This window comes from Exiguobacterium sp. SH3S1, assembly GCF_004337105.1.
Classification (GTDB): Bacteria; Bacillota; Bacilli; order Exiguobacteriales; family Exiguobacteriaceae; genus Exiguobacterium; species Exiguobacterium aurantiacum_A.
Genome location: NZ_SJUW01000012.1, coordinates 14756 through 33499 on the forward strand (window position 1 = coordinate 14756; position 18744 = coordinate 33499).

Annotated in this window: 19 protein-coding genes; 17 read left to right on the forward strand and 2 right to left on the reverse strand. The window is 53.3% G+C overall.

Annotated elements, in window-relative coordinates; translation table 11 throughout:
* Positions 1 to 87: 87 nt before the first annotated feature.
* On the forward strand, positions 88 to 1140 hold the full coding sequence (locus tag EVJ26_RS12045) for a hypothetical protein (RefSeq protein ID WP_131470585.1): 1053 nt from the start codon (positions 88 to 90) through the stop codon (positions 1138 to 1140).
* Positions 1141 to 1191: 51 nt separating this feature from the next.
* On the opposite strand, the gene EVJ26_RS12050 is transcribed toward EVJ26_RS12045, so the two are convergent.
* A complete protein-coding gene (locus EVJ26_RS12050; RefSeq protein ID WP_070327866.1) occupies positions 1192 to 1446 on the reverse strand; it encodes a GlsB/YeaQ/YmgE family stress response membrane protein in 255 nt (84 codons plus the stop codon).
* A gap of 168 nt (positions 1447 to 1614) precedes the next feature.
* On the opposite strand from EVJ26_RS12050, the gene EVJ26_RS12055 reads away from it, so the two are divergent.
* Both EVJ26_RS12055 and EVJ26_RS12060 read left to right on the forward strand, forming a co-directional pair.
* Positions 1615 to 2352 (forward strand): ABC transporter ATP-binding protein, encoded by a 738-nt coding sequence (locus EVJ26_RS12055; protein WP_131470587.1) that lies wholly within the window; start codon positions 1615 to 1617, stop codon positions 2350 to 2352.
* Entirely contained in the window at positions 2349 to 3479 is a 1131-nt protein-coding gene (locus EVJ26_RS12060; protein WP_131458120.1) for an ABC transporter permease, read from the forward strand. Before EVJ26_RS12055 ends, EVJ26_RS12060 begins: the two co-directional genes overlap by 4 nt.
* A gap of 46 nt (positions 3480 to 3525) precedes the next feature.
* On the opposite strand, the gene EVJ26_RS12065 is transcribed toward EVJ26_RS12060, so the two are convergent.
* Complete coding sequence (locus EVJ26_RS12065) at positions 3526 to 4824, reverse strand: ammonium transporter (RefSeq protein ID WP_131468816.1); 1299 nt, start codon at positions 4822 to 4824, stop codon at positions 3526 to 3528.
* Between the two features lie 128 nt (positions 4825 to 4952).
* Between EVJ26_RS12065 and EVJ26_RS12070 the strand changes: the two genes are divergently transcribed.
* The 14 genes from EVJ26_RS12070 to EVJ26_RS12135 all read left to right on the forward strand — a co-directional run bounded on the left by EVJ26_RS12070 (position 4953) and on the right by EVJ26_RS12135 (position 18742).
* Complete coding sequence (locus tag EVJ26_RS12070) at positions 4953 to 5258, forward strand: MerR family transcriptional regulator (RefSeq protein ID WP_131458118.1); 306 nt, start codon at positions 4953 to 4955, stop codon at positions 5256 to 5258.
* Between the two features lie 116 nt (positions 5259 to 5374).
* A complete protein-coding gene (gene hemE / locus EVJ26_RS12075) occupies positions 5375 to 6424 on the forward strand; it encodes a uroporphyrinogen decarboxylase (protein WP_131458117.1) in 1050 nt (349 codons plus the stop codon).
* The gene (gene hemH, locus EVJ26_RS12080) at positions 6421 to 7350 is read left to right on the forward strand and encodes a ferrochelatase (RefSeq protein ID WP_131458116.1); all 930 of its coding nucleotides are present in this window, start codon (positions 6421 to 6423) and stop codon (positions 7348 to 7350) included. The genes hemE and hemH overlap by 4 nt, the downstream gene beginning before the upstream one ends.
* Entirely contained in the window at positions 7343 to 8728 is a 1386-nt protein-coding gene (gene hemG / locus EVJ26_RS12085; RefSeq protein WP_131470589.1) for a protoporphyrinogen oxidase, read from the forward strand. The genes hemH and hemG overlap by 8 nt, the downstream gene beginning before the upstream one ends.
* 84 nt (positions 8729 to 8812) lie before the next feature.
* Positions 8813 to 9706 carry a Cof-type HAD-IIB family hydrolase gene (locus EVJ26_RS12090; protein WP_131458114.1) on the forward strand — a complete coding sequence of 298 codons (894 nt, stop codon included), beginning with the start codon at positions 8813 to 8815 and terminating at the stop codon, positions 9704 to 9706.
* Between the two features lie 71 nt (positions 9707 to 9777).
* Positions 9778 to 10767 (forward strand): lipoate--protein ligase, encoded by a 990-nt coding sequence (gene lplA, locus EVJ26_RS12095; RefSeq protein WP_131458113.1) that lies wholly within the window; start codon positions 9778 to 9780, stop codon positions 10765 to 10767.
* Between the two features lie 155 nt (positions 10768 to 10922).
* The gene (locus tag EVJ26_RS12100) at positions 10923 to 11396 is read left to right on the forward strand and encodes a PTS sugar transporter subunit IIA (protein WP_236634118.1); all 474 of its coding nucleotides are present in this window, start codon (positions 10923 to 10925) and stop codon (positions 11394 to 11396) included.
* Positions 11397 to 11499: 103 nt separating this feature from the next.
* Entirely contained in the window at positions 11500 to 13044 is a 1545-nt protein-coding gene (locus tag EVJ26_RS12105) for a long-chain-fatty-acid--CoA ligase (RefSeq protein WP_131458111.1), read from the forward strand.
* Positions 13045 to 13140: 96 nt separating this feature from the next.
* A complete protein-coding gene (locus EVJ26_RS12110) occupies positions 13141 to 13443 on the forward strand; it encodes a metal-sensitive transcriptional regulator (RefSeq protein WP_070327854.1) in 303 nt (100 codons plus the stop codon).
* A gap of 12 nt (positions 13444 to 13455) precedes the next feature.
* The gene (locus EVJ26_RS12115; RefSeq protein ID WP_131470591.1) at positions 13456 to 15567 is read left to right on the forward strand and encodes a heavy metal translocating P-type ATPase; all 2112 of its coding nucleotides are present in this window, start codon (positions 13456 to 13458) and stop codon (positions 15565 to 15567) included.
* Positions 15564 to 15770 (forward strand): cation transporter, encoded by a 207-nt coding sequence (locus tag EVJ26_RS12120; RefSeq protein WP_131458109.1) that lies wholly within the window; start codon positions 15564 to 15566, stop codon positions 15768 to 15770. Before EVJ26_RS12115 ends, EVJ26_RS12120 begins: the two co-directional genes overlap by 4 nt.
* A gap of 341 nt (positions 15771 to 16111) precedes the next feature.
* On the forward strand, positions 16112 to 16774 hold the full coding sequence (locus tag EVJ26_RS12125) for a response regulator transcription factor (RefSeq protein ID WP_070327853.1): 663 nt from the start codon (positions 16112 to 16114) through the stop codon (positions 16772 to 16774).
* 29 nt (positions 16775 to 16803) lie between these two features.
* Entirely contained in the window at positions 16804 to 18150 is a 1347-nt protein-coding gene (locus tag EVJ26_RS12130; protein ID WP_233589622.1) for a sensor histidine kinase, read from the forward strand.
* 121 nt (positions 18151 to 18271) lie between these two features.
* On the forward strand, positions 18272 to 18742 hold the full coding sequence (locus tag EVJ26_RS12135; RefSeq protein ID WP_070327851.1) for a competence protein ComK: 471 nt from the start codon (positions 18272 to 18274) through the stop codon (positions 18740 to 18742).
* Positions 18743 to 18744 lie beyond the last annotated feature (2 nt).

An 18744-nucleotide genomic window follows, 5' to 3' on the forward strand; every position in this document is an offset into this window, starting at 1 on the left:
ACGGAAGTTCAGGCGAAAGAATGATTGTCCTCGTTCTCACGTCATCCTACAATAGAAGGACAAGAGAAAGTGATAGGAGTGGAGAGAATGGCGTATGAACGATCGAAAAAGACGACAAGGCAGCGCAAGATTCGCCTCGTCATCGTCCTAGCCGTTTTGCTCGTCTTAGCGACGGGGGCAATCTATATATGGGGCTATAAGCCGGCGGAGGCGAACGCGCAAATCCACGTTCGATTTAAAGAGGCTCTGTTGACGGAAGACGTCGCTTTCTTTGAGCAGACGGTTGAATATGAGACTGAGCCGCTCACGCGCGCCGAGGCACTCCGGTTCATGCGTTGGCTGAACGAAGAGAAGTCGATTCGAGGTGAGGCGATCTCTGAGGTGGCGGCGGACCGCGCCGATGAACGTCAAGGTATGGAGTCAGTCGGGTTGTTCCGCTTGCTTGATACGGGAGACGGCCGGTTCGGCTTTGCGGATTATCGAATTGAGCTGTTACCGCAAACGTTCGTTGCGACGTCAGACGTGCCGTTGACGAACATATGGGTCGATGGGACACAAGTAGGCCGGATTGATGCGGCGGGCGACAGCCTGACGGTCGAGCGGATGCCAGGCCGGTACGACGTCAAAGCCGTCGCGGTCGTGAACGGGGAGACCGTCACGCGAACGGAGACGGTGACGCTCGTTCGGGAGGAACAGCTCGCTTTCGCGCTACAGCTCGAAGCGAACGAGACGATTGCCGGTCAGTTCGATATCGAGCGGGTCGAGCTGATCGAGATTGAAGTCGAGGCGAGGACCGGGCATTCGCTTGAAACGATTGAGTCGGTTATGAACAAGCGGGAGAAAACGGTCGTCGGACAGCTCGGTGAACCGCTTGAACGGGACGGAGACGTGTGGCGGTATGCCGGCATGGATGTGACATTTGTCAAAAAGAAAGTGAACCAAATCGACATCGATTTGGACAAACGGACGGACGATATGGTCGCCCTCCTCGGTGAGCCGAATGAACGAATCGAGACAGAGCTTGGGATCGAGTGGCGTTACGATCGCTCACTGGTTGAATCGATTTTCACGCTGCTCGGCCTAGAAACGGAAAAACGCTTCATCGAACGCGACGGGGCGATGTATTTATTGTTAAGTTGAACGAAAAAAACGGGACCCTCGTGTCGAGGGTCCCGTTTTTGTAGCACTGGATTAGCGCTTTTTGTTCATTGATTTCATAACGAACGATACAATCAAGATCAAGATAATCGCACCAAGAAGTGCTGGAATAATCGCGATGTCAGCGATGATTGGTCCGAAATCAGGGAAGATCAATCCGCCAAGCCAAGCACCAATGATACCGGCGATGATGTTACCGATGACGCCGCCTGGTACGTCTTTACCTAAAATAAGACCTGCTAACCAACCGATGATACCTCCGACGATCAAATAAAGAATAAAACCCATGCAAACATTCTCCTCTCTGTTTTGTCCATTGTTCTTAATAACAATTTTATGGAACAATGGAAATGATGAATAAGTTTTTAAAATGCCTTACAGTAGAGAATATTCCCATGTGACAATTTTTAAAACATATATCACAAAAAAAAGTTGAAAATAAGGGGTGGAGTTTTCATGTTACACGTCGAACACTTGAACGGCGGTTATATAGGTAAACAAGTGCTGCATGATGTTTCGTTTGAAGTAAAAAAAGGTGAGCTCGTCGGGCTGATAGGGCTAAACGGTGCCGGGAAGTCGACGACGATTAAACATATTTTAGGATTGCTTGAACCGATTTCGGGATCGGTCGAAGTCGACGGCGAAACGTTGCAATCGTCTGAAAAAAATTATCGCAAGAAAATAAGTTATATACCTGAGACGCCGATTTTGTATGACACGTTGACGTTACGTGAACATTTGTTGTTGATGGGGAAAGCGTACGAGATTGACAGCCGTGACCTCGAGATGCGGACGGAACGCTTGGCCCGCGACATGCGCATGGAGAAACAGTTGGACTGGTTCCCATCCGTCTTCTCGAAAGGGATGCGCCAAAAAGCGATGATCCTGAGCGCGCTCGTGACGAAGACGCCGCTCTTGATCGTCGACGAACCGTTCGTCGGGCTCGACCCGCTCGCAATCCGTCAACTGCTCCGCCTGTTTGATGAGTATAAACAAGAGTGTGCGATTCTCATGTCGACGCACATCCTCGAGACGGCGGAACGTCACTGTGACCGGTTCGTGTTTCTCCATCAAGGAGTCGTGATCGCGACCGGTACGGCAGCGCAGTTGCGTGAAAAATATGCGCTCCGTCCTGACGCAACGCTCGATGACATTTATGTCGAGGCGATCGAGGCTGAGGAGCGGGCGCGATGAGGGTGTTCAACGCGCGGTTTAGTAGTTGGATGGAAGAAGTCGTGAAGTATAGCCGCTATGTGGCGAACGGGGGTCTCTTGTTCACGCTCTACTTCACGCTCATTTACGGGGGGTTCGTCTACAATCAATTTTTAAACGGACTCGACCCGGCGTTTCCGAGCGAATGGATCGTCGCGCTCGTGTTCTTGTTCTTGCCGCTCGGGCATCGGCCGCGGACGTTGCTTCAAGAAGCGGATCAAGTGTTTTTGTTGCCGGAGCTCGGGGATATCCGTTCGTATATGAACGGGGTTCGTCTGTTCAACGTCGTGTTCGCGAGCGTTCGGGCGCTCGTTGTCATGCTCGTGGTCTTGCCGCTCATCGTCCGGACGCAAGCGCTCACGCCGGCAGAAGTAGGCGCCATCGTCGCAGCGAGCGTGTTGCTTTCGGTGGCGGGTCGCCTCGCAAAGCTCGAACTGATCTCAAATGTGGTGCTCTTCAGTGCGCTCGCAAGTGGAGTCATCATGATTTTCGGTGTCCCGTTATTGACGCCGGTGCCGGCGCTTGTCGCGCTTGTCTTGCTTCATCTAAGACGGCACGACCGCATCCCGCTCCTTGATTGGCTCACGCTCGAGCAGAAGAGCAAGGCGCAGTTCGACCGTGTCATCAGTTGGTTCGTCGACTTGCCGGCGATGCGGGAAGAAGTGAAGGAGAGAAGTGTCATCGTGCGAACGCTCGAGCGTTCGGTGCTCAGACGCGCGGATGCCGCGCGTTATGTCTATGGCTTACGCGTCATCCGTTCGAAAGACTCGCTCGACCTCGTGTTCCGCCTTTCTGTCGTGGCGTTCATCGTCATGTGGCTGTCGGGTGGCTGGTATGTCGGCTTGGTCGTCCCGCTGTTCGTCGGTTTGACCGCACTCCAACTCGTGCCGCTCTTCAAACGGCTCGATACGATGTCGATCGCTTCATGGTTGCCGATCACGCGTCTTGAACGGCTGGCGGGTTACAAATGGTGGATGAACCGCTTGCTGATTGGTCAGTTGGTCGTCCTGACGGTTGGGTCGGTCGTGTTCGGTGCTAGAGTTGACGCGGTCGCGGGAGTCGTGCTCGGCTATCTCGTCATCCGTTACTATTTAGGGCGGTTGAAATGAATAAGGGCCACCCTTCCGCATATGGAGGGTGGCCCTTTGACTGCTATTATTTTTTTGGTGACATGACCGACACGCTCGAGCCGAGAATCTTCGGCAGGCGAGCCGGGGTGTCAGTTTCCGAATCGATTTCACCGTACGCCGATACACCGTGCTCGGCGATATCGAGTCCGACGTCTTCTTGCTCTTCAGTGACACGGAGACCGATCGTCACGTCGAGTAGTTTTAAGAAGACGTAGCTTCCGCCTCCGGCGATGACCATTGCGATCAAGACACCAAGCGCCTGGACGCCGAGTTGTGACAAGCCGCCACCGTAGAAGAGGCCGGCCGAACCGATGCCGGTGATCTCGACGAGACGCGGTGATGCGAAGAACCCGAGTGCGAGTGTTCCGATGATGCCAGCGACACCGTGGACCGAGAAGGCACAGAGTGGGTCATCGATATATTTCGCCATGAGGATACTCGTGCCGTATGTTGCGATGGAAGCTAGGGCGCCGATGACGACAGCGGCCCATGGTTCGACAAAGGCACAAGCGGCTGTGATGGCGACGAGCGCCCCGAGAACACCGTTGACGACTGAAGGGATGTCGGCCGTCTTCTTGTGGATCATGACGATGGCGAGCGCGCCGAGCGCACCGGCAGCCGTAGCGAGCATCGTCGTAAGAGCGACATAACCGAAGAATCCGTCAGCAACCGACATTGTCGATCCCGCGTTGAACCCGAACCAGCAGAGCCAAAGGACGAGTCCGCCGACGACCGTCAAGACGTGGTTATGACCGGCGAGTGATTCTGTTTTCCGTCGTGGTTTCAAGATGATCGTCGCCATGAGGGCGGCCATCCCACCTTGGAGGTGGACGACGGCTGAACCTGCGAAGTCTTGCATCCCCATTGAGCCGAGGAGTCCACCCGCCCAAACCGAGCGAGCGACGATCGGATAGAGAATGGCGACGAAGAAGATACCGAATAAGACGTAAGCCGACAGTTTAGCCCGTTCCGCAAATCCGCCCCAAGCGATTGCGAGCGCAACGGCGACGAATGACAATTGGAACAAGAATTTAATGTCGAGCGAGACGTTGGCCCAGTCGAGGCTCGTGAACGATCCGTTTAAAAAGAATCCTTCAGTCCCGAACCAGCGGGTACCATCCCCGAATGAGAGGCCGAACCCGACGGCCCAAAAGGCGATTGCCGCCACAGAGAGGCTGATGATTTGTTTGACAGCGACATGCCCGGCGTTTTTAGCCCGGAGCGTCCCAGTCTCGAGTAAGCCGAAACCAAGTTGCATCGTCAAGACGAGCAGTGCAGCGATGAGTACGAACAGCGTGTCCATATAATACATAATTTCTTCCATGTTGCGATTCCTCCTTTTAGCAAGTGTGATTTCAAAAGTTGGTTTCAGTTTAAGACGAAATGAACGGGTTGGATTGCAATTTGTCAGATTATCTGACATAGTTTTTTTGAGAAGGGAGATGGCGGACGATGGACTACAAGTCGAAGAAAGTGATTGGAATGGGCATCATTACCGAACTGACCGGGCTTTCTGAACGACAAGTGCGCTATTATGAGGCGAAAGGACTCGTCTTCCCGGAACGGACAAAGGGAGGCTCACGTAAATATTCTTTCCATGACGTCGAACGGTTGATCGACGTGGCGTCGAAGCTTGAGGACGGATGGCGGATTCAAGACATTAAAGAGCGCGAGAAACGTCTGTCGACGAGACAGCGTGACGATTTGATCCGGGGTCAGCTCAATTCGGCGTTCCGCACGTACCCGACAAAGAAATGACACAATGAAAACACAATGAAAATGCTTCACATTAGCATTATTCTAATTAATTTCTGTATAATGTTTTTGAGTTCACATACCTATAGAAGAAGAGTGTAGGAGAATTATAGAGGGGAATGACGCGACGTATGAACGATACTATTTTGAAGGCGTTTCGAGGAGAGGCGACAGACTATGTTCCGGTCTGGTATATGCGCCAAGCCGGACGCTACCAACCAGAATATCGTGAGATCAAGAAAACGAGGACGTTGTTCGAAATCACACACGATTCAGAACTATGCGCCTACGTGACAGAACTCCCGGTCAAGCAACTTGGAGTCGACGCGGCCATTCTGTACAAAGATATTATGACACCACTCCCATCGATGGGTGTCGATGTAGAAATTAAGAGCGGGATTGGCCCGGTCATCGATAATCCGTATCGGACGATGGAGGACGTCGAGCGCTTGAAACCGCTGAATATCGACGACATCTCGTACGTGCTCGAGACGATCCGTTTGCTCCGGGAGCGTCTTGAAGTGCCGCTCATCGGATTCTCGGGAGCGCCGTTCACGCTTGCGAGCTATATGATTGAAGGCGGTCCATCGAAAAGCTATCATCGGACAAAAGCACTCATGTATGCTGAGCCGGACGTTTGGAACGCGCTCATGGACAAACTTGGAGACATGGTCATCACGTACGCCAAAGCGCAAGCTGAGGCCGGGATCCAAGCGTTCCAATTGTTCGATTCATGGGTCGGGACGCTCAGCCGCAAAGATTATGTCCGCTACATTAAACCGACGACTGAGCGCATCTTCACTGAATTGCGCACGCTCGACATCCCGCTTATCATGCACGGTGTCGGAGCGAGCCATCTTGTAGAAGAATGGCAGGATCAGCCAATCGACGTCGTCGGGCTCGACTGGCGCTTGTCGGTTCAAGAAGCGCGCGATCGCGGCATTACGAAAGCGGTGCAAGGAAACTTGGACCCGTCGTTCTTGCTGGCACCATGGCCGGTCATCGAGGAGAAAGTGAAAGAAATCCTCGATGAAGGGATGAAACAACCGGGCTACGTCTTCAACTTGGGACATGGGGTGTTCCCAGAAGTCGACCCGGCCGTACTCGTCAAATTGACGGCATTTATCCATGACTATTCACGTGAAAAAATGGGAGGCAAATCATCATGAAAACAGTCGGATTACTCGTAATGGCTTATGGAACACCATATAAACCGGAAGACATTGAACGATATTATACGCACATCCGTTACGGACGCAAGCCGGCACCGGAAGCGCTCCAAGACTTGACGGAACGTTATGAGGCGATCGGGGGCGTATCTCCGCTCGCGAAGATCACGATTGACCAAGCGGAGACGCTTCGAGACATTTTGAACGAGCGTCACGCTGGTGAAATCGACTTCAAATTATATATCGGTCTCAAGCACATCGAACCGTTCGTCGAGGATGCGGTCGCGCAAATGGCGAACGACGGCATTAAAGAAGCGGTCTCAGTCGTTCTTGCCCCTCATTATTCGTCATATAGCGTCAAGTCTTACAACGGACGCGCCCATGAAGAAGCGGCGAAATACGACATCGAGATCCGTTCGGTCGAGTCGTGGTACGATGAGCCGAAATTTATCAATTGGTGGGCCGAAGCGATCAAAGACACGTTCGCGAACTTGCCGGTCCCAGCCGAAAAGGCGTGCTTGATCGTGTCGGCGCATAGCTTGCCAGAGAAGATTTTGGCCGGTGGCGATCCGTACCCGGATCAGTTGAAAGAGACGGCAGACAAGATCGCGCAAGCTGCCGGTGTCATCAACTATGAGGTCGGTTGGCAGTCTGAAGGCAACACGCCGGATCCTTGGATCGGGCCGGACGTCCAAGATTTGACGGCTGAACTTCACGAAAAACATGGCTACGAGGCGTTTGTCTATACGCCGGTCGGTTTTGTCGCTGACCACCTCGAAGTGCTCTTCGACAACGACGTGGAATGTAAAGTCGTTTGTGACCGCCTTGGCGTTCACTACGCACGTCCAAACATGCCAAACGCAGAGCGGAGCTTCATCGAAGCCGTCGCAGATCGGATGGAAAGCGTGATCGTGCATCATGCGTAATTTGACGATTGTCGGTGGTGGGATCACAGGTCTCACCGCCGCTTTTTATGCCGAGCGTTATTTGCCGGAAGACGTGTCGATCACGCTGTTAGAGGCGAATGACCGGTTAGGCGGAAAAATCGATACGTTCGAGACCGGTGAATTCGCGGTCGAGCGCGGTCCTGACTCTTACGTGTTCAGGAAGACGGCGATGACCGAGTTGATCCATGACGTCGGTCTCGGGGACGAGCTCGTCCGGAACGGGGTCGGCCAAGCGTACGTCTTGCATCATGACGGGTTACATCCGATTCCGAAACAGACGGTGATGGGCATCCCACTCGACGTCGACGTGTTCAAGCAGACGTCGCTCTTGTCAGAAGACGAGCACGCGGCATTGCGGGCCATGCTGTTGTCGCCCCCGGACATCACGCCCCCGGAGACGGACGTCTCACTCGGCCTCTATCTTCGAGAACGGGTCGGGGATCCGATTGTCGACCGATTGATCGAGCCGCTATTGTCGGGCATTTATGCCGGCGATATCGACAAGATGAGTGCGCTGTCGACGTTCCCGCAGTTTATCGAAGGTGAGAAGAAGTACGGCAGTCTATATGAAGGGATGCGCCATCTTCGTCCCGAACAGCGTGTCGCTGAAGTCGGCGCGAAGAAAGTCGGACAGTTCGCTTCGCTCCGGCGAGGTTTGAAGTCGCTGACGGACCGTCTCGCGGAACGGCTCGAGCGGACAGAGGTCATCTTGAACTGTTCGGTCGAACAAGTCGAGGAGACGGAGACAGGCTATCGTCTGCTCACGAATCGTGGCGATATGGATTCAGAGCGTCTCGTGCTGACGGTCCCGCCGCGTCTCATTCGTCAGTTCTTACCGAAAGTCGACAGTGATTTCTTGGCCGATATGAAGCCGCATGCGACCGCGACGTGCTCACTCGTCTTTAAAGAGACAGATATCGAGCTCCCGTTCGTCGGTACGGGCTTCGTCACGAGCCAAGAAGCGGACGTGATGATCACGGCGTGTACGTTCATCGATCAAAAATGGCCACACGCCGTGCCAGACGGCTATCACGTTCTCCGTGTCTTCCTCGGTCGTCCGGGTGCTGACGAGATCGTCGATGCGCCGGATGAGGACATTGTGGCGACAGCGCTGCATGACTTGGGCGGTTTGATGAACATCAAAGCCGCACCGCTCCAGGCGGTCGTCAGCCGGCTGCGGGACGGATTGCCACCGTACGCGGTCTTCCACGCCGACCGGGTGCGAGCGCTTCGGGCCGAGATGAGCCGAGTTTATCCGGGCGTGCTGCTCGCGGGGATCGCCTACGACGGGATCGGTATGCCGGACTGTATTAAGAGCGTCCACGAGCAGATCAAACAGTTAGCAGAACTTGGTTAAGGATTTGTGAAGAGCGGTGTCGGATTTTTCCGTCGGCCTCTCTTTTTGTTATAGTTAGAAGCGAAAGAGAAAAAGAGGGAGTGGATGTTGATGACAACGTATAAACTGTTCGTATCCGATATGGATGGCACGATTCTGCACAACCACACAAAAATCGCACCGGAGACGGCGGAAATCGTCCGCGCCGCCGAAGCGCAAGGGATTCGCTTTGCGATTGCGACGGGACGCAATTACTTCAACGCGAAAGGAATTCTCGATGAAGCCGGTCTCACGTGCCCGATCGTCTCGTCAAACGGGGGCCGCGTCTTGACTGAAACGGGAGAGGTGCTCCATGAAATCGATTTGACGGTAGAAGAAGCGCTCGAAGTCGTGTCGGTGCTTCATCAAGACCATAAGTATTCGGATATCTTTTATGAGATGTATTCGGAAGCGGGACTTGTCGCAAGTCGCCTCGATTTGATTGAAGCGACGATGGAAAACTTGAAGCAAAATGGTGACGACCGGTCGCTCGAGATGTATGAGTTCTTCCGGAAGCGCTATTACGTCAACGAAGACGTCCGTCTCGTCGAGGACATCGAGGACTTCATCAAAAACGAGGCCGGACGCGTCTATAAATTCATCGCGTTCTCAAGTCATTTTGAGAAGATGTCATCACTATGGACTGAAATCGATGAGCGTGTCGACGGGGTATACGTCACGTCATCGGGGAACGACAACATCGAAGTGATGGCGAACGGGGCCGACAAAGGTCACGGCGTCAAGAAGCTCGCCGAGCACTTCGGTGTCGATTTGTCAGAAGTCGTCGTCATCGGTGACAACTTGAACGACGTGCCGATGTTTGAAGTCGCCGGCAAAGCGATTGCGATGGGCAACAGTCACGAGGAGTTAATTGCCATCAGCCACCACGTCACGGAACGTCATGATGAGTATGGCGTCGCGAACGCGTTGAAGCGCATCATGAGCGGTGAGTGGAAGTAAACAAGTTGTAGAGCGGGTGATTCGTCTCGTATAATACAACTAACGAACATCCGATTAGGAGGAAACCGACTGTGAAATTTATCTTTAACCCGGACATCCGGGACCCAAAACTCAACTTGGCGGTCGAGGAGTATATCCTCAAGCATTTGAACGTCGAGCATGAGGACTACTTCTTGTTCTATATTAACGGCCCGTCGATCATCATCGGCAAAAACCAGAACACGTCAGAAGAAGTCAACTTGAAGTATATCGAAGAGAACGGGATCGACGTCGTCCGTCGCTTGTCTGGCGGCGGTGCCGTCTATCACGACGAAGGCAACTTGAACTTCAGCTTCATCACGAAAGATGACGGCAATTCGTTCAATAACTACAAGAAGTTCACACAGCCGATCGTCGATGCGCTCAAACAACTCGGTGTCGAAGCAGAATTGACCGGTCGTAACGATATTCAAGTCGGCGAACGGAAAATCAGCGGGAACGCCCAATTCACGACGCGCGGTCGTATGTTCAGCCACGGGACGCTCATGTTCAACTCGAACATCGAGGAAGTCGTCAACTCGCTCAACGTCTCAGAAGAGAAGATGCGCTCAAAAGGCATCAAGTCGGTTCGGAGCCGGGTCGCCAACATCACGGAATTTTTAGAAGAAGAGATGGAGATGGAACGGTTCGTCGAGGCGCTCCTCCACTCGATCTATGATGGTCAAGACCCGGAACGTTACGTGCTCCGTGACGAGGACTGGGAAATCGTTCAAGACATCTCGAAAGAACGCTACGCGAACTGGGACTGGAACTTCGGGAAGTCACCGAAGTTCGACGTCGAATCGAAGCGTCGTTTCCCGATCGGCACGATTGACGTTCGTTTGAACGTCAATAAAGGGACGATCACGGAAGCGAAAATCTACGGCGACTTCTTCGGCGTCGGTGATATCCACGACGTCGAGCAGGCACTCGTCGGGACGCGGTTCGAACGGGTCGCGATTCGGGAACAATTGTCACACCTCGACGTCAAGCATTACTTCGGTAACGTCGACTTAGAAGAATTGGTCGATCTCATTAGCTGAGGCGATTTTGCAGGAGGATGGTCTGTTTCAGAGACCATCCTTTTTGGCGTTTTCGTGAAACCTCGTGTGTAGCGTTGCGAGTCGTTGCGGGAAGGCGTATCATAATTATTGCAAGCGCTTTCGTTAACGGAGATGAGCCAATAGGAGGAATGAAGATGTGCCGTTTCATCACAGAATGGATGGACACGAACTGGATGTGGGTGACCGATCAACCGACGTTCGAGCGAGCCATGCTCGCGATTGGTCTTGAGCTAGAAGGAAAAGGAATTGTCGATGATACGTTCGCGCAAGTCATCATCGAGCAGGAGCGCACGATCCCGTCCGGAGTGACGGACGTCGCCATCCCGGTCGCTGTCATCGACGTGCCGAACCAGGTCTCAAAGCGCGATGGCATCACGCTGCTCCACTTGAACCGTCCGTTCGACGTGCGGACGATCGCCGGGGAATCGGTCTGTGCAGAACTGATCTTTATCATCACAGCGACGACTGACGAGAAGAAACAGACGTTCCATAAGTTGATCGATGATCTGCTCATGGATGACGAAGCGTTGCAAGCGCTTGTTCACGTCCAAAGCCGGGCCGGGCTATATCATTTGCAGACGATGGATTTGAAAGCGTTTTCTTCCTGAGATGTTTCATGTACAATAGAGGTAACTGAAAAAGAGCGCGGTTGCCGTGCTCTTTTTTACGGCTCAAGAGTGAATCGTCATTCATTTCCAAAGGGGGATTACCATGGCAAACTTAGTCACAGCGTTACAAGGGGTTGTGGCCGCGCATCCAAATAAGGCGGCCTACGTGTTCGGGGAGGACACGGTCAGCTACGAACAGTTTTTCGGACAAGTCCAAGCGATGGCATCGACGCTTGAACAGAAGGGGATCGACAGAGGGGACCACGTCGCGCTCGTCCTTGGGAATAGCCCGGCGTTCTTGATTTCTTATTTTGCGGTCCTCGCGCGAGGGGGAATCGTCATTCCGATCAACCCTACATATACGCCGGACGAGATGGCTTACATTTTACTCGATGGAGACGTGAAAGCGATCGTCGCCTTGTCGCCGCTCGTCGCGCAAGCCGAAACGGCGCTCACGAACTTGCCGCAGTTGAAACTCGTCATCTCGGTACCGTATGCGGATGTGCCCGCAATCGAGCGCACAGGGGATATCGAATTTATGCCGTTTTCAAAAGCGTTCGCCTCGGGCGTGACGGCGCTAGTCGAGGTCGATGAACAAGACGTCGCCGTCATCTTATATACGAGCGGGACGACAGGTAAACCTAAGGGAGCGCTGTTGACCCACCTCAACTTGTTCTCGAACGCGCACTCAATCGGAGAATATCTCGAGATCACACCGGACGATAAGGCGCTCGCGGCGCTACCGATGTTCCACGTCTTCTGTTTGACGGTCATCGTCAACGCGCCGCTCCTGCGCGGGGCGACGATCATCATCTTGCCGAAGTTCTCGCCGCAAGACGTATTCGATCTCATTCCGAAGCACCAGGTCAGCATTTTTGCCGGTGTGCCGACGATGTACAACTTCTTGTTACAAACGGCGCTGAAAGTACCGGCTTACGCGTCGGCGCTCAAGCACGTCCGCGTCTTCGTCTCGGGCGGGGCGAGCTTACCGGTCCAACTGCTCGAATCGTTTGAACAAAAGTTCGAGTGTAAGATCCTCGAAGGGTATGGCCTGTCAGAGGCGTCGCCGGTCACTTGTTTCAACCCGCTCCACGGGGAACGGAAAGCGGGATCGATCGGTCCGTCGATCGTCCACGTCGAGAACAAAATCGTCGACGAGCTCGGCGAAGAAGTCGGTGTCGGCGAAGTCGGGGAACTCATCGTCCGCGGTCCGAACGTCATGAAAGGCTATTACAAACTGCCTGAGGAGACGTCGATGACGCTTCGGGACGGCTGGCTCTATACGGGCGACTTGGCGAAACGTGACGAGGACGGATATTTTTACATCGTCGACCGGAAAAAGGATATGGTCATCGTCGGTGGTTATAACGTCTACCCGCGGGAAGTCGAAGAAGTGTTGTACCAACACCCGGGCATCGTCGAGGCTGCCGTCATCGGCGTGCCCGATGCCGAGCAAGGTGAAGCGGTGAAGGCGTTCATCGTCACCCGCGATGAGCTTTCGGTCGACGAGATCCGCGCGTTCGCGGCGACGAAACTTGCCAAATATAAACAGCCGAGCCACATCGAGATCATCGATGAGTTACCGCGAAATACGACCGGTAAAATTTTGCGGACGGTTTTGAAAAGCGAAGCGTTTCAACGCAACTGAATCAAGCAAGGGCGACACACAATTGTCGCTCTTTTTTTATTTCATACGTTTGACACCATTACGGGGTAGGGGTATATTAGACGTGAGGTGATAACAATGGATGAATTCTTGCACGAACAGCCGCTCGTCCCGCGCGAAGACGCCGAGCGAGTTGCGCTCAGTAAACGGCTGCGCCGGATCGAAGGCCAAGTCCGTGGGATTCAAAAGATGGTCGAGAGCGACCGATATTGCGTCGATATCTTGACGCAGACGTCGGCTATTCAAGCCGCGTTAAAGCAAGTCGAGATGCAGCTGCTTGAGCGTCATATGCGTAAATGCTTGGTCCATGCGAGTGAAACGGAAGATATGGATCCATACATTGACGAATTGATGACAATTGTCAGCCGCATTAAAAAGTAAGGAGGTGCTCGTATGAAGACTGTCGAACTGTCGATTCAAGGAATGACATGCGCCGCATGCTCAGCCCGAATCGAGAAAGTATTGAATAAGATGGACGGGGTCGATGCGACCGTCAACTTGCCGCTCGAGACGGCGACAATTCGCGTCGAGGACGGCATCACCGAAGAGGAGCTGATCGCCCGGATCGAGAAGATCGGCTACGGGGCGGAACGAAAAGTCGAGCGCACACCGAAACATGACCTCCGCCCACTAGAACGGAAAGTGCTCATTTCGGCGCTTCTTTCGGCGCCGCTCTTACTCGTCATGATTACCCATATCCCTGGGTTAATGTTCCATGCCGATTGGCTCATGAACCCGTGGTGGCAATTCGCGCTCGCGACACCGGTCCAGTTTTGGATCGGGGCCCAGTTTTATCAAGGGGCATATAAGAGCCTGAAGAGCGGGGCGGCCAATATGGACGTCCTCGTCGCGACGGGGACATCCGCCGCCTACTTCTATTCCGTGTTCGAAATGCTCATCCATCCGATGAATCCGTCCCTTTACTTCGAGACGAGCGCTGTGTTGATCACGCTCGTATTGCTCGGGAAATGGTTGGAGGCACGGGCGAAAGAAAAAACGACAGATGCGCTCAAATCGCTTCTGTCGCTGCAGGCGAAAGAAGCAATCTTACTCGTCGACGGGGAAGAGCGGTCGGTGGCGATCGACCTTGTCAACGTCGGCGACGTGATCGTCGTCCGTCCAGGTGAGAAAGTGCCGGTCGACGGTAAGATCGTTGAAGGTGAGACGGTCATCGATGAATCGATGCTGACCGGCGAATCGATCCCGTCTGAAAAAGGCGTCGGTTTTGATGTCGTCGGTGGGACGATCAATCGAACACACCGCTTCTTGATGGCGGCAGAGCGTGTCGGCAGCGAGACGATGCTTGCGCAAATCGTCCGTGTCGTCGAACAGGCACAAACGGATAAAGCACCGATTCAACGGCAGGCCGACCGAATCTCTGGCGTGTTCGTACCGATCGTCGTCGCCATCAGTGCCGTCACGTTCGCCGTTTGGTTGTTCGGGTTTAATGATCTCGATATGGCGATTCGGTCTTCAATCGCCGTCCTCGTCATCGCTTGCCCGTGTGCACTCGGACTTGCGACCCCGACCTCGATCATGGTCGGGACCGGCCGTGCGGCTGAACAAGGCGTCCTCTTTAAAGGGGGCGGTCAACTCGAATCATTGAACGGTGTCGATGTCGTCGTGTTCGATAAGACGGGGACGCTCACGAACGGGACGCCTGAAGTCGTGGCGACGTTCGGGGACGAGTCGTTCTTACAACGGGCGGTCATGGCCGAGCGTCAGTCGACGCATCCACTTGCGGAAGCGATCGGTCGTGGCGTCGGCGTCGGGCACGTGGAACGGGTCGAAGAATTATCGGGCCGAGGATTGAAAGCGGTCGTCGATGGGAAAGAGCTTCTTATCGGTTCGGTCCGGATGATGCGCGAGGCCGGATTCACGTTGCCTGATTGGGACATGCAAGCGATGACGCCGGTTTACGTGGCGAGTGAATCTGAAGTCGTGGCGGCGTTCGGTCTTCAAGACCGGTTGAAAGAAGGTAGCCGGGAAGTCGTGCAACGACTTGCGACGACGAGACAAGTGTATGTCTTGACGGGAGACCGAAAAGAAGTCGCGCTCGACGTGGCGCGTGAACTAGGCATCGCTGAAGCGAACGTCATTGCCGAGGTGTTGCCCGTCGAGAAGGCAGACCACATCGAGGCACTGAAACAACGTGGCCGCGTCGCCATGGTCGGTGACGGGATGAACGATGCGCCTGCGCTCGCCGTCGCGGACGTCGGTATCGCCTTCGGCAGCGGGACGGACGTCGCTTTAGAAGCGGCGGACGTGACGATCATGGGTCGGGACATCGAAGGCGTGGATCGGGCGATCGAGATGAGTGCGCTCACGATGCGAAACATCCGTCAAAACCTATTTTGGGCGCTCGCCTATAATAGCTTCGGTATACCGATTGCCGCGGCCGGTTTGCTCGCTCCATGGATTGCCGGGGCGGCGATGGCGTTCAGTTCGGTTTCGGTCGTATTGAACGCACTGCGATTAAAAAAACAAGGAGGACATCAAAAATGAATGAGACAGTCTTGAAAGTAGAAGGTATGACATGTAACCATTGTAAGGCAGCGGTTGAAGGGGCTTTGACCGAATTAGAAGGCGTCGAGTCAGCCATCGTCTCGTTGCAAGATCACCGGGTCGATGTCATCCATAACGATAAGATTTCCGTCAAAACGATGATCGAAGCTATCGAAGAACAAGGTTACGACGTCAACGCATAACGACCGGATCCCGCCTGTGAGGCGGGATTTTTTTGTGATGTTCTCATACTAAAAACTATGATATAGTATAGATGATAATGAGAATCGGTATCAGCGGGAAGGTGGGGTTACGATGGAACTCGTCATGATCAGCGGCGTGTTGGCGTTACTTAGCGGGGGGACGGCCTTCCTCGCTCAACAATTGCGGACACGGCCGACACGGTGAGGAGGGGAAACCCTTCTTTTTTTTCGTCAACTTAAGAGATTGACGGTACATCTAGACGGCTCAAAACGAGTGATTTCCCATCATTCGTCGACAATTGTTTGATATGATAGTGAAAAATGTTGCAGAGGTGACTAAAATGTACACGATCTATTTAGTCGATGATGAGGTCAATTTAAACAAAATGCTCGTCACGTATTTAGAGCAAGAAGGCTACCAAGTCCGTTCGTTCACGGATGGTGTATCAGCCCAAGCCGCGATTCAAGACGAACCTGACTTATGGGTGCTCGATATTATGCTACCGGACCTCGATGGCTTTCAGTTGTTGAAGCAAATCAAGGCGACGAACGCCAATACACCGACGATCTTCATTTCGGCCCGTGATGAGGACATCGATAAAATCATCGGACTGGAGATGGGTTCGGATGACTACATCGCCAAACCGTTCTTACCGCGCGAGCTCGTCATCCGGGTCAAAAAATTGATCGATCGGGTGTACGGGTCGAAATCGAACGAACATATCGAGTACGGGGAATACACGATTTATCCGGACAAACGACTGATCAAGCATGCTGCGGATGATATCGATTTGACGTCCAAAGAGTTCGATTTGTTATTGCTCTTCCTCGAGCATCCGGGCTCGGCGCTGTCGCGTGAGCAAATATTAGAAGGCGTTTGGGGTCGCGACTATTTCGGCTCAGACCGTGTCGTCGATGACTTGGTCCGACGCTTACGGAAGAAGTTGCACCGACTCGAACTTGAGACGCTGTATGGGATCGGTTATCGACTCGTTAAGCCATGAGACTTCACGATCTTAAGCCGAAACGGCTCATGTGGAAAATCTGGGTATTGATTTTGCTCATCATCGTCACCTTGGCGTTGATGATCTTGTTGACGGTCCGCTCCTCGATCACGCAGTTCATCGATGAACAAGTGTATGAGACGCTTCAAGATGTCGATTATTACCTCGGAAATACGAACGAGCTCGAAAATATTCCGAGCAACCCGATCGAGTACGATCGGCGTCAACAAGAATCACGTTCGGTCAATCAGCTTATCTTTTTGCCGAACGGACGCATCATTTACGGCTCGGCCCCGCTCGAGCTGACGAATCGGATGTATCAAGAGGCGCTCGAACAGACGAGTGAGGTCGCCAAATATCAGACGACGATCGATGGGGAAGACGTCTACTATACGATTCGTCAAAACGAATATGACGGTGCCCTCATCTACCAGGCGTCGTACGCCTGGGACGCTTATCGCCGTGAGCTCGTCTCGACATTGTTCTGGCGTATCTCGATTTTAATTGGTGTCATCAGCCTCCTATCACTCATCCCGGCCCTTTGGATGTCGAGAGAGTTGACGAAGCCGATCGTCGAGATGGAACGGGCCGTTGAGAAAATATCGAACCGCCAATGGGAGACGGTGTTACCACTCGCCAGGGAAGACGAGCTCGGGCAATTGGCGCGGTCGATCGACGCGATGCGCCAAGAACTGCAAGAGCAAGATTTGGCGCAACAGGCGCTCTTACAAAACATCTCTCACGATTTGAAGACGCCGATCATGGTCATTCGCGGCTATGCCCAGTCAATCGGGGACGGCATCTATCCGACTGGAGACTTGAAAGGGTCGGCCGAAGTCATTGATGAAGAAGCATCGCGTCTCGAGAAAAAAGTGGTCGACTTGTTATACGTCACCAAGTTGGAGTATTTCAAAGGGCAGGAGATGAAGCTTGATCCGATCAACCTCGATAAGTTGGTCGAATTGCTCATCGACCGCTTCAAGCTCCGTGGCAACCTCGAGTGGACGTTGACCGGACACGCGGGCGAGATGCTCGGTGACGGGGAACAGGTTCGGGTCGCGCTCGAAAACGTGCTCGACAATGCGATTCGTTACGCTGAGTCGACGATTCAGGTCGAACTCGAACGAACGGATGCAGGAATCGACATCGTCATTAAAAACGATGGCCCGTCGGTCGATGAAAACCTTGACCTGTTCCATCAATTCTCCCGTGGGAAACAAGGCAAGTTCGGTCTCGGCTTGTTTATCGTCCAACGCATCGTGACCCTCCATGGCGGGACCGTTACCTTGGGTAATACAAACGACGGAGTTGCTGTCCAATTCCACTTCCCCCACCTGAAAGACACACAAAAATTAAAAACGGATGACAGATTTTAAAAACCAGCCTGCGAACGGCTGGTTTTTTTAGTGGGAAATGTCGCCGAGCCATTTGCATACGTTTAAGGAACTTGTTATGAATAACGTGTAAGTCATATCATACGTTTTGGAGGAAGAACAGATGACACAGTTGACGAATGATACAAGAGCGTTGGTTCCGGTATTTAATGAGTACGGTGAGGCCGAGACACTCGTCTATCAGCCTGATGGCGTGCACCGTCTGAAAGGTTCGCCGATTCACTTGCTCGAATCGGCTTGTCTCTATTATGGATCGAGTATCCAAGGGCGAATCGAAGCGGCCCGTCACGTGCTTGGTCCTCATCGAAAAACCCCTGTCGTCATGGATTGGCACGCCGATGCCGTCTTTTTCCCGACGATCGCCAAAGAGAGTCCTGATTGTGCGTGGATCAATTTTCAACATGTCACGGGCATCAAAAAGTTTGGCAACGGGACCCGGATTCAATTTCTGACCGGGGAATCGATTCAAGTCCCTGTCTCCGATCATACGGTCCAACGGCAGAAGCAGCGGTCGATTGAATTATCGTATGCGTTCCAAAAACGTTTCCATAGTAGCACATTGCATCACGTTTAAGG